Below are 12,078 nucleotides of genomic sequence, written 5' to 3' on the forward strand. Positions count from 1 at the left end.
TTCTCTTGCCTTCAGCCAAGACCCATAGCGCTTTGAGTCGTCAATGGGAGCTGTTGCAACAGCTGCCCAAACGCTCACCCGGTATCACAGTGAGTGAATTGCTGACTCGCCTGACGGCCACTGGCTACTCCATCAGCCGCCGCAGCATCGAGCGCGACCTGCGTGACCTGTCCCTGGTGTTTCCATTGCAGTGCAACGATGGTGGTACGCCCTTCGGTTGGTACTGGAAACCGGGCGTGAGCGTCGAGTTGCAGGGCATTACTCTGACTGAAGCCGTAAGTCTTGCGTTGGTCGAAGATGCAATCCGCCCACTGCTCCCTGGCAGCATGTTGAGCGTTCTGGAACCACGCTTCGAGCATGCCCGGCAAAAACTCAAAGGCCTCGAAGACGGCAACCCCGCCGCACGCTGGCCCGACAAAGTTGCGAGCGTTCGGCCGGATTTCAATCTTCGAGCTCCGGAAATCCAGGCAGAAACCTTGGAGTCACTGCAGCACGCCCTGATCAGCGAGCAGCAGGTGCATTGCCAATACTATTCAGCGCACAACGACAAAATCAGTGAGCTAACCCTCAACCCGCTGGCAATTGTCCAGCGTGGGCTGATTACCTACCTCATTGCTACTGCCGCGCCCTACACCGATGTCCGACAGTTCGCCGTGCATCGTTTTCGTGAAGCAACCGTACTCGATACTCCATGCCAAGGCCTGGAATCGTTTGAATTGAAAACTTACCTGGATACAGATGCGTTGCAGTTCGGAAAGCCGGAAAAAATCCTCTTCAAGGCTTGGGTGAGTGAACACCAGGCGCGGTTGATTCGAGAGACACCATTAAGTAAAGACATGGCACTTGAAGCTCTGTCTGACGGTTACCAGGTGCAGGCTACTGTTAACAACACGTGGCAACTGCATTGGTGGATTTTGTCGTTGGGCGACTCTTTAATCGTGCAGGAGCCGGCAGTACTGCGCCAACAGGTAGGCGATACATTACGCCGCGCCGCTGCGGCGTATGGGCCAGAAAACTGTCTGCTGTAAGCCGCCGACTCGAACACTAAAAAGGGAGACGCATATGCTCACACCATCGACCCTGACCGACATCGCCAGCAATCTCCGGAATCTGGCCAAAATCGTCGAAGGCACAACTATTGATTGCCACCATGACGTATGCATTCCTTTCAGCGAGATCCGCAAGGACTATCCCGCACAAACGCTGAAATCCCTGACGAACTGGTGCAGCGCTGATGCACGCCACATCTACCAGTTTTCAGTTGAAAACAATGTGTACGAAGAGTTCTACGGCGCCTTTAAAGAGGCCAAGTTGAATCGGAAAAACGGTCGGGCGTACTGCCGTCTTAATCCCGCCTCGGCGCTGCTGTATGTCGGGAGTTCCTCAGACCTGGTTTCGCGGATCAAACAACATCTGGGCTTCGGCAATAAAGGTACCTACGCCATGCAGCTCTGCCACTGGCTGCCAGAACTTGAGGGAATGTTGCGCATTCAAGCCTGGCGTTTCAGCAAAGAGATCGACGGTGCCGTCGTCCAGGCGATAGAAGATGGCATGTGGGCCTCGAACAGACCCATGTTCGGCAGACAGGGCGCTCGTTAAGCAATTCGCTGACCGTTGAAGGCGTCCGCTATTTGTTTGCCTGAGTAAGCAACCGCGGCAGTATTTCTGCCGCTTTGCCGATGAGACTGAACTCCCTTTCTCCATGGACCGATTCTCGCTGCAGGTTGACATGCACTACTACAGCGCCATGTTCCCTGGCGATCCGGGGAATTTCCGCCGCTGGCTGTACCAGCCCCGAAGTCCCCACCGAAAGCAGCAGATCGCAATCTCTGACAGCCGCCAACGCTTCGCGCCATGCATGCTCCGGTAGCGACTCACCGAACCAGACCACGCCCGGCCGGACCTTGCCGTTACAATGCCGACAGCGTGGCGGTTCGATCCTGCGTCCGTCTTCATGATCATTCAACTGATCAGTGGCCCCCTCAAAAGGCCGGGCACACGCAAAACAGCGCGGCGAATGGAGGCTGCCGTGCAAATGAATCACTCCATGACAACCCGCACGCTCGTGCAGATCATCGACATTCTGAGTAATGACCGTCAGCCTGGTGACTAACCGAGCTAGTTCGGCAATAGCCAAATGGGCGGAGTTTGGTTTGGCGGCAAGTACCTTTGAGCGTCGCCATTCATACCATCCCCACACCAATGCCGGGTCTTTGCGAAATGCGTCAGCGGTGGCCAATACAGCTGGATCGAAACGCTCCCACAAGCCAGTCAAGGCGTCGCGAAACGTCGGGATGCCACTCTCGGCAGAAACGCCCGCGCCAGTAAATACGACCACATGGGAAGCATCACGCAAACGCTGCCCCTGGAATTCGACCATGAGTTCGTCCTATCTACGTAACCGGGCAAACCATTCAGCCAACGTGCGATCAATCATATTGGCCTGTTGTCGGGTCAACGCTTCGTTTCCACATTTCTCACATCGATCGCACCAATCCCTCGGTTCAAGGGCATCGCTAAGTGGCACGACCGTTTTCTTCCAGCCACATTTGCCACAGACAAATGTGAAGGGTCTTGGTCTTATGGGCATGTCATTACTCCTCTGTTACGCTCGCTTTACGCCACAGGCAGCAAGGCCAGCAGAATTTCCACCTTGCGCTGTAGCTGTTCCACATGAGCCTTTTCCGCTCGCAACGCCGATCTGAGCTCGCGCTTTTCCTCGGCATGCCAATTCGCGCGAGTTCGACGTTCCTGCGTAGTGACATACCAATCGCTGAGTAAACGCCAGGTTTTGCCGCATCGCGTGTACAGCGCAACCAGCACTGAAGGGATCAGCCCCAGCATCGCCATCGATGCCCAACTCTCAAAACCCATAGAATTTTTCTCCTGACACAAACGCAGCTCCGGCAGCCAGCCGGTACCAGTGCGTAGCCTTGGCAAAGTCTGGCGCCTAGCCATCCAGTCCTTTTTCATGCAAACGCCCCAACGCCTGCGCCGCACACGTGATGCCGCGCTCATAGGCCTGCTCGTAGTAACTGGTCGCAAGGTCTTGGTTAACGCACATGCCTCGGCCGTACCAGGCTTGCTCGCCAAGATTGAATGCCGCCTCACCCGATCCCAACACATACGCGAGTTTGAACAACCGTCGAGCGAGGACGCTATCGAAAGGGACGCGACGACCGTTGATCCATAGCCAGCCAAGATCATTGAGCGCATCCGGGTCTGAGGCGAGCGCGTCATCGCGCAGCGAACGATACAGAATGCGCAGTAACGCGGGATCGACCATGGTGACCAGGGGGCTCGCGACCTTGATCGTGAGGTAGGCAAGATTGCCGTCGGCAGGCGCTTTCAACACTCTCAAGGACGGCATGCCAATGTCTGCATCCGCAACGCATGGCGACCGCGACTCGACAAACCGCATGCTCTCGGCATCGGGCAACTGGGCATCCAGAAACTGGAATACTTTTTCATCAGGGCTCATTCGGACAGCCTTCCGGTTGATCATTCGATAGGGCTCATTATCGAAATGACAACGACATTTTGTGTCGTACACGCATCACGACACATCCTGTCGCGGCTGATCACAACAATGAAGACTCGTCAATACAACCCAGAGCCAGCACTCATGAAAACCTACAGCGCCTTCATGCAACGCTCCATCGCCACTGCCGGTCCGCAAGCCAATTTCACCATCACCGTACAAGCAGTGAGCTCGGCCATGGCCAAGGTCACTGCCGAAGCCCAGTATCCCGGTTACAAGTGTTTCAACGCTCCCACTCAGGTTCGCTGACGTTTCTCCACCTGTGGATCCCTCCCCTCAACAAGTGATAGCTTATCGCCACACTGCGCGAGAATGCGCTGGACTGAGTATCCCCGAATGCTCAAGCCTGAGCCTAATCCGCCGATACAGCCTCGATAACCAAGGCCAAGCGGACATCCTCTGCCCCAAGGAAACTCCTGGAATGGATTACCAGTCGCTCAAGACTCGCCACCACAACGAACGCAACGCCCACCACCCCAACCTCGCCTTACGTGTTCATCGAGCCCTGAGTTGGCTCAATCCTGGATAAGTCGCAAATATGGCGAGAACAGCGTCTTCGCTGACAAACGTGTCGACCACGACGCAATCCGTCGCACCTCGTTCGTAAGGTAGCCGCCAGCCGCTAAATGTGTTTCGTCTTTCGGTCGTTACAACAACTCACCGATAGCGGTGTGTTGAACCCTCAACGTTCACAAGGAGCGTCAACGTGTCTGAAATGCTCATCACGTTCGGTATGCAACTCGATGGTCAACGGGCAACCCGGGCGAGCAATGAGCTGGGCGCTTTGACGGTCGGGCCACAAGGATTTCTGGATATTCTGGAAACCCAACTGGGCCTGACAGCACGCCAGCCTTGCGCGGCGCAGCGTACAGCGGCGTATCGGGATTGCCTGGCACACTGCAACAACGCACAGCGTTTCTACAACGCCAGTTTTTCCGCTGATGAGCTGGGTGTGTCCGCAGCATTGCTGGCTTGGCGAGATGACTTGTATCTGTACGGTTGGGATGGGCGCGTGGAGGCAGATGCCAGCCAACGCCTGAAGGACCTTACCGAGGTAGAGATGAAAGCCCGCGAGGTAGTCGCGCCATCGATTGGGCAACGCCTGCACAATGTTGCCGCGGCTCTGGCTGTGCGGCGACCACCGATCAAGAATGTGCTGCTGGCTGACGATTGGGAGGTGTACCCACTTGGTTGGCACGCGGTGCTGCATCAACTCCCACACGAGCGCCTTGAGGTGCCCGTGGGCACGGCGCAAGGCTTCCTAGGCCAGTTGCAGACGCAACTGCGCAAGAGCATTGCCGGTGAGCGCGTGACACCGATGCCGTGGCAAGAGGACGGCACGGTAAAGGTAGTTCAGGCACAGACTCGAGTGTTGGCGGCGAGCTGGTTGAGCCGCTCGCTGGATGAAAGCGTGCAGACCTTGCTGGTGGCCGATGCCGAAGGCGGCTGCCTTGATGGTCATTTAGTCGGTGCAAACCAAGCTCGCCATGGCCTGAATGGCAGCAGCGATTTGCGGCCAGCCCTGCAGGTATTGCCTTTGGCAATGGAGTTGCTTTGGGCGCCACTGAATTACCCGGCGCTATTACAGTTTCTGACCCATCCGATATGCCCGATTCGGCTGTTTGCCCGTCGACAGTTGGCGACCAAGGTATCGAGTATGCCGGGTATTGTCGGAGCCGAATGGGAAGCAGTCCTGGAGCGGATCGCAGAACACTACGGTGCCGAAGCGCCTCGTGTTCGGACATCCATTGGCCACTGGCTCGAAGCTCCCACGTTCAGTGTTGATGAAGGCGCGCCGCTGAGCGAAGTGCTGCTGCGTGTCCAGCGCTTGCTGGCGTTCTTTCAGCCGCGCCTGGGCCATGAAGAACCCGCACACAGCCTAGCTGCTCGGGCGGGTTATGCGCAGTGCGAAGCTGCTTTGGAAACACTAGAGACGCTTCAACTTCAAGGCGTCGAGCGGTTGCGTCCACGGCAGTTGCAGCAGGTGATCGAACAGGCCACTGCGAGTGGCACGGATAATCCGTTACTGGCCGCCCAGGTCGGCGCTCATTCAACCGTTTCCCGCCCGGGGGCCGCCATTGAGAGCTCGGACACGGTGGTGTGGTGGAATCTGGCCATGCCGGCACTGCCCACCATTTCGCCGTGGTCCAAGGCGGAACTGCTGCAACTCGCAAATGCAGGAGTGGCGCTGCCCGGCGGTGGAACGCTGATGGCTCAAGCGGCCCAGGACTGGCTACGGCCTTTGCTGGCCGCGAACCGCAATCTAACGCTGGTGCTGGCGCCGCCACATGAGGAAAGTCATCCACTTTGGCAGATGATCGAAGCGGTTGTGCAGCACCCGAAGGTACACGTGCTAGAGGACCTTCTGCTTGCGCCAAGCCCACTCTGCCCTCCCCGGCTGTCGAGCCCCCTACCGGTGCGCAAGCGCTGGTGGAAACTGCCCGCAGACGTGCCACTGACTCTACCTGAAAAAGCCTCTTTCTCGAGTCTCAACCTGCTGCTGTTCAACCCTTATCAGTGGTTGCTGCAATACGGAGCCAAGATTCAGGCATCCAAGAGCCTCAGCCTGAGCGACAGTTTTCTTCTGAACGGTTCACTTGCTCACCGTTTAGCTGAGCACTTTTTCAGCCGAGCCGACGCGTTGACCATGGACGCGGCAGCCTTCGCCGCGTGGTTCTCGACTCATTTCCCGCGTGTGGTGCTTGAAGAAGGGGCAGTGCTGTTGATGGAGGGGCGCGGTGCTGATCTGTCGACCCTGCGCCACCGAGTGTTGCGTGCAATGACCCAGCTGCGAGCACACTTTGCCAATGCCAATGTCCGCGTTGTAACCGCAGAGCAGGCGTTGGACGGGCAATTCGCTGGAGGCGCTCTGGCGGGTTCTGCCGACCTGGTACTGACTACAGAAGACGGGCATCGAGCCATCGTCGATATGAAGTGGGCCGGCGGCAAAAAATATCCCGAACAACTCAAGGCGAACCGCCATTTGCAACTGGCGATTTACGCCGAGTTGCTGCGTCAGGAGACCAATTCGTTGCCGTCCGTGGCGTATTTCATTCTGGAGTCCGCCCGCCTGCTGACACCGGATGACCGCGTATTTGCCGATTCGGAACGGGTGCCCGCCAATCCGCCAAGCACCACGCCCGAACTCTGGCAGAGCTTTACCGAGGCCTGGAAATGGCGTCAGGTGCAAATCACTGCGGGCGTCTTTGAAGTGGCACTGGAAAGCATTGAAGAGGACGAGGCTTCAACACCGCCCGAGAAAGCGATGCCAATGGAATACCTCAAGGAAGCCTACAACGACTACCTGGCCCTGGCCGGATGGGAGCAATGACAATGCCTAAGAACGCGCACATCACTTTTATCAGCGCAGGCGCCGGCAGCGGAAAAACTCACCGGCTCACAGAGATTCTGCACCAGGAATTGCTCAGTCAGCAGGTCCAACCTGCAGGCGTTATTGCCACCACCTTCACACGAAAAGCGGCCGCCGAACTTCGTGAGCGAGTACGCAGCCATCTACTCAAAAAAGGTGAGATTGGCTTGGCGACCTCTATGGGGCAGGCCCGAATAGGCACCGTCAACAGCGTTTGCGGCCAATTGCTTGAGCGCTTCGCATTTGAAGCAGGCATGCCACCACAACAGCGAGTCCTGGAAGAGAATCAGGCGAAAGTGCTGCTCAATCAGGCAGTAGATCGGGTCCTGCATGGTGAAAGCATGGACACCTTCCTTGCCATCGCACGCCGTCTTGGCCTGGAGGTCACCCATCAACAGGGCGACTATGCGAGCAACAACTGGCTCGATGAACTGCGCAGACTGTTGGATCAATTACGCACCAACGACATCGACCTCGATCTGGCTCGTGGCTTTGCTGTCCGCAATGCCGAGGACATGCTTGAGCATTTCCCCACTGCGACCAAAACCGACTTGAGTGGTGAGCTCCTAGGCATTATTCCCGATGCGCTCGCTCAACTGGTCGCCGCTGATAGCGACAAAAAAGTAACGGCTGACTATGTATCCCTGCTCATGGATTTCCACCGTGAGTTGCTGCAAGGCAACGCGCGCTGGAGTGCCTGGGCAAAGTTGGCCAAATCGGCCCCGGAAGCCAAGCTCAAGCCTTTGGTTGCAAGCCTGACCGAAACGGTCGAGCGCTACGCCGAACACACGGACTTGCATCGCGATATCACGGTGTATCTGGAACAAGTGTTCACCTTGGCCATCGACGCATTGCACGTGTACGGCCAGAGCAAACTTGAGCTCGGCGTGCTGGACTTTGCCGACCAGGAACACGCATTGCTGAAACTGCTAGACAACCCCGCCGTGATTCAGGTGCTGGAGCAAGAACTTGATCTGGTCATGGTTGACGAGTTCCAGGACACCAGCCCGATGCAGTTGGCGGTCTTCCTGAAGCTTTCTCGCTTTGCCAAACGGGTTTACTGGGTAGGCGATATCAAGCAAGCCATCTATGGCTTCCGTGGCAGCGATTGTGCATTGATGCAGGCCATCCTAAACACGTTACCCGAAATGGGCGGTGAGAAACAGGTGTTGCGTAACTCGTGGCGCTCACGACCGGAGCTGGTCGAGCTGGCGAACGAAGTGTTTGGCCCCGCGTTCTCCAGCAGCTTGCCGCCCGACGAAGTTCAGCTGATACCTACTCGAGCGGACCAACTGCCCGGGCCCGCCTTCGCCAATTGGTTACTCGATGGCAGCAATGCCGAGGAGCAGGTGAGTGCGTTGGCCGAAGGCATTGGCCAGCTGGTGAAAAACCGGCATCAGGTATTCGATAAAACCAGCAAGGAAATCCGTGACGTCCAGCTGGGCGATATCACCGTACTTTGCTACTCCCACAGCAACGTCGCCAAAGTGGCCGCCGCCCTCGTAGCAGCGGGAATGCCCTGCTCCACTGCGCAGCCCGGTTTGCTGGCTACCGCAGAAGCAACCCTGGCGCTGGCGTGCTTGCGTCGCTTGAATGATCCCTTCGATACCCTGGCTACCGCGCAGATTGTTTCGCTGGCTGAGGCAGAAGAGCCGGAGAGCTGGGTTGCGGAACGCCTGCGTTATTTGCATGCGGGTCATCCAAAAGCGCTGTGGCGCGAACAAGACGTCGACGATTATCGGGCACACCCCCTGGTTGCGGCAGTGGCGCGGCTGCGTGCGGACCTTCCATTGCTGACGCCTGTGGAAGCGTTGCAACGCTTAATCGCTGAGTGTGACTTACCTTCACGCGTCACGAGTTGGTCAACCTCGCCAGCACAGGCTCAAAAGCGCATGGCCAACCTCGACGCAATAATCGACTTGGCGCAGCAATATGAGGACCTATGCCGAAATGGGCTGGGGGCTGCATCTATCTCCGGGCTGGTGCTCTGGTTGGGCGAAACGGCCAGCGCTAACAATGATGCATTGGCCACACCGGCGTTGGACGCCGTTCAGGTGATGACCCACCACGCCAGCAAAGGTCTGGAATGGCCGGTTGTCATCCTGATGGATTTGGCTCGCGATATTGGCGACCGTCTATGGTCCGTTTCTTCGCGCTCCAATAGCGCGTTCGATCCGCACAAACCATTGCACGACCGCTTCATCCGCTACTGGCCTTGGCCTCTAGGCAAACAGCAGAAGGTCCCACTGGCCGAGAAGTTCGAGCAGACCAGCCTGGCCCAAACGTGCCGAGAGGAAGCTGTTGAAGAATCAAAACGCCTGCTCTACGTGAGCATGACCCGCGCCCGCGATCTGCTGGTGATTGCACGTTCCGGCAGAAAAACAACCGGGCAGTGGCTCGACTGCGTCCAGGCTCCGTGGCTGATGACAACTCCAGGCGAGCAGGTCCTACGTTTACCTAACGGAAAAACGCTGCCGGCCGACTGTCAAACACTTACCGCCGGCCATACGCCAGAACCTATCCCATTTGCCATGCAAAATCTGCATTGGTTTGCACCACTGGTAGCTGCCGAGCCCCGCATGCAACTGAGCTTTCAACCGTCCAGTAGCGTCATCCGATCGGTGACTGGCGCCGGCGAAAAATGCCAAATCGGTACCCGCATTGCCTTGCAGGGCATCCCGGAAATGAGTGCATTGGGGACCGCGATTCACGCCAGTCTGTGCCTCTCGTTCACCGATCCAAGCCGTCCCGTCGTCCTGGACGAAGTGCAGCGCCTGCTGCTGAACCATGAAGTACATGAGCATGTGAGCGCCAGCCAGGTCATCAATCAGCTATCTGCCTTGCATGCGTGGATCGAGTCCCGGTGGCCGCAGGCTAAAGCCATGGCCGAGTACCCGGTGCAACAGTTGCTCACCTCAGGGCAGGTACTGAATGGACGCATCGACCTGCTGCTGGATACAAAAGAGGGGTGGGTACTCATTGACCATAAATCCAATCCATCTCCCGAGGCACAGTGGGAGCGGCTGGCCCAGGAACATGCCGGCCAACTCAACGCGTATGCCCAAGCGATTGAGGCTGCTTCCGGCAAACCTGTGACAGAGGCCTGGCTCTTCCTGCCTATAGCGGCCGGTGCGGTTCGCGTTTTTTAACAATGGGCGTGTTTCACCCGCGCATTGACGATCAATCCCGGCGGCCAGGATTCCTTCTGACCGCCTGACTCTAAGGGAAAAAGCATGACGTTGTATGAATCCATTCTGCTGGAAATACGTAATGGTGCCCTGAACGACCCTTTCGAGGTTCAGGAGCTGACCTCGGAGCGACGCCGGGTAATGTGCCCCGAGGGTAAGGAGCTGGTGGAAAAATATCGGATTGGTTTCGAGTTCTTCAAGAAGTCGGCGATTGGGACCACCGTCGCCAACAACGCACAAGATGGAAAGACCGGTGCGGATGGATTCAGTGTTGGTAAAGGTGCCAAAGTACAGTACGTGCGGGTAAAGCCCGGCGTATACACGGTAATGGGCATCGAAGAATAACGACCTGGCAGGTTTTTCGTTATCTGAATCACGGCCACTTTCCAGACCACCGCCCTACTCTTAGGCAGTCCAAACGAGCCTTACCTATGACTATCAAACAAGCGAACGAAATAGATTCTGCTTACGAAAAACAATACGACGAGTTCAACAAGCAGCACGATTTTCTGAAAACGGTATTCGGCCGTACTCCACTAGGAGACGACCTGGACACTCTGATGGATAAAGTCAGTGATGCGCGATGGTTGAACGTCAAAGCCGGATGGTTATCGGACACCTCCGATAAATTCGATCGCCTCGATTACTTCGTTGCCCGACTCAAGCAGGACTATCGTGGGAAGCTCATAAAAAGCCTGGCCGATGTACCCGATGACTTGAGGGAGGAACTCCCCGACGACGAAGCCGAGTTCCAAGCATTCATGGCCGAGGAGCGCGAGACCTGTTACAGCGCCTACGATGAAATGACTTGCTTGCGATCGGATGCAGAGGAGGAGCTGGTGGCTAGCGATTACTTCGACACGATTGGCTCACAGCCGAGCGACTTCGAGCTCAGCCCCTACGAAGAAAAATGCTTGCTGCCGCTGGTAGAAAATCTTGAAAGACTTTGGAACAAGCATAAGGCCGTGGGGTTTGGCTTGATGTGTATGGCTAGCCATTTGGGTGATACGGATTATGATCTTAGTTTGACGCGGGCATTGATGTTCGATTGAAGCGGTGCCTCAGGAGGCATGAGCCAAAGCACTCGAGTTCAATGAAATAGACCGGCATCGCATTTTTCTCGATAGAGGTGAGTCGGGACGAAGGGGCTGAAGAAATCCGCTGGCTCACCCTACTGAACCTAAGGGTATATCTTGCAGGTGACATCAAGCTTACGATGCATCAGCGATACCATCGTGAGAATGTCGAGGGCATCTTGCTCGGACATAGGCCAATCTATCTTTTTTCTGAATCTTGGAGCGGGAAACGAGACTCGTATCTAGCGTCCGACCCATTGAAATCTAAGGGGTTTCCGTTATTCCTGAAGCAGGAATGGACTTAATTCTGGACTCGTTTCCAGCAGGCATCAAGAGCAACGTGAACGTCCCCTCATAGGCGCGTTAGCGATCTGCGTGATCAACGCGCCAACGCCATCCAATAAAAAAGCCCGAGCTGATTCGTCCCGTAGCTGCCCCTGATCTATTTTGCTGGTCACGTTGCCGATCACGATCTGCGGATAGACAACCTGCACCGCCTGGATCGCCCAGAGCGTTTCATTGAGCTGTTGATGCGCGCGCACCCCACCCGTGAACGCCGGCGAGGCAGTGAAACTCAATACCGGACAGCCCTGCAGCACCGATTTCCCATGAGGACGGGACAACCAGTCCAACGCATTTTTCAACACGCCGGACATACCGTGGTTGTACTCCGGCGAGCCGATCAATACCCCATCGGCCGCCGCCACGGCGGCGCGCAAGGCAATCACGGCCTGTGGCGCATGAGCGCCATCATCATCCTCGTTATATGGGGGAATACTGTCCAATCCATGGAGCGTCAACCGGACATGCTCAGGCAATCGATCGGCCACAGTACGCAGGATCGCTGTATGTGCCGACTGCCGACGCAGGCTGCCGGACAAGCCCAGGATATTTATCATTACA

General features: G+C 56.7%; 11 protein-coding genes. 7 read left to right on the forward strand and 4 right to left on the reverse strand.

Features of this window, described 5'->3' with window-relative positions:
• The first annotated feature begins 5 nt into the window (after positions 1 to 5).
• Entirely contained in the window at positions 6 to 1,028 is a 1,023-nt protein-coding gene (locus QOM08_RS17100; RefSeq protein WP_316911904.1) for a WYL domain-containing protein, read from the forward strand.
• 34 nt (positions 1,029 to 1,062) lie between these two features.
• A complete protein-coding gene (locus QOM08_RS17105) occupies positions 1,063 to 1,599 on the forward strand; it encodes a GIY-YIG nuclease family protein (protein ID WP_316911905.1) in 537 nt (178 codons plus the stop codon).
• A gap of 28 nt (positions 1,600 to 1,627) precedes the next feature.
• Here the strand turns inward: QOM08_RS17105 and QOM08_RS17110 are convergent, their stop codons facing one another.
• From QOM08_RS17110 to QOM08_RS17120, 3 genes are all read right to left on the reverse strand, one after another.
• Positions 1,628 to 2,380, reverse strand: coding sequence for an NAD-dependent deacylase (locus QOM08_RS17110; RefSeq protein ID WP_316911906.1), 753 nt, complete (start codon positions 2,378 to 2,380; stop codon positions 1,628 to 1,630).
• A gap of 236 nt (positions 2,381 to 2,616) precedes the next feature.
• Positions 2,617 to 2,973, reverse strand: coding sequence for a hypothetical protein (locus QOM08_RS17115; protein WP_316911907.1), 357 nt, complete (start codon positions 2,971 to 2,973; stop codon positions 2,617 to 2,619).
• Positions 2,951 to 3,481, reverse strand: coding sequence for a hypothetical protein (locus QOM08_RS17120; protein ID WP_316911908.1), 531 nt, complete (start codon positions 3,479 to 3,481; stop codon positions 2,951 to 2,953). Before QOM08_RS17120 ends, QOM08_RS17115 begins: the two co-directional genes overlap by 23 nt.
• Positions 3,482 to 3,625: 144 nt before the next feature.
• On the opposite strand from QOM08_RS17120, the gene QOM08_RS17125 reads away from it, so the two are divergent.
• From QOM08_RS17125 to QOM08_RS17145, 5 genes are all read left to right on the forward strand, one after another.
• Positions 3,626 to 3,790, forward strand: coding sequence for a hypothetical protein (locus QOM08_RS17125; protein ID WP_165933340.1), 165 nt, complete (start codon positions 3,626 to 3,628; stop codon positions 3,788 to 3,790).
• A gap of 466 nt (positions 3,791 to 4,256) precedes the next feature.
• Positions 4,257 to 6,872, forward strand: a complete 2,616-nt coding sequence (locus tag QOM08_RS17130) for a PD-(D/E)XK nuclease family protein (RefSeq protein WP_316913239.1) — start codon at positions 4,257 to 4,259, stop codon at positions 6,870 to 6,872.
• 2 nt (positions 6,873 to 6,874) lie between these two features.
• A complete protein-coding gene (locus tag QOM08_RS17135; protein ID WP_316911909.1) occupies positions 6,875 to 10,060 on the forward strand; it encodes a UvrD-helicase domain-containing protein in 3,186 nt (1,061 codons plus the stop codon).
• A gap of 84 nt (positions 10,061 to 10,144) precedes the next feature.
• A complete protein-coding gene (locus tag QOM08_RS17140; RefSeq protein ID WP_316911910.1) occupies positions 10,145 to 10,444 on the forward strand; it encodes a hypothetical protein in 300 nt (99 codons plus the stop codon).
• Between the two features lie 86 nt (positions 10,445 to 10,530).
• A complete protein-coding gene (locus QOM08_RS17145) occupies positions 10,531 to 11,151 on the forward strand; it encodes a hypothetical protein (RefSeq protein ID WP_316911911.1) in 621 nt (206 codons plus the stop codon).
• A 353-nt stretch (positions 11,152 to 11,504) separates the two neighbouring features.
• Here QOM08_RS17145 and QOM08_RS17150 read toward each other — a convergent pair whose 3' ends face one another.
• Positions 11,505 to 12,074 carry an NADPH-dependent FMN reductase gene (locus QOM08_RS17150; RefSeq protein WP_239548659.1) on the reverse strand — a complete coding sequence of 190 codons (570 nt, stop codon included), beginning with the start codon at positions 12,072 to 12,074 and terminating at the stop codon, positions 11,505 to 11,507.
• Positions 12,075 to 12,078 lie beyond the last annotated feature (4 nt).

It is taken from the genome of Pseudomonas sp. P105 (assembly GCF_032614175.1).
Taxonomy (GTDB): domain Bacteria; phylum Pseudomonadota; class Gammaproteobacteria; order Pseudomonadales; family Pseudomonadaceae; genus Aquipseudomonas; species Aquipseudomonas rhizophila.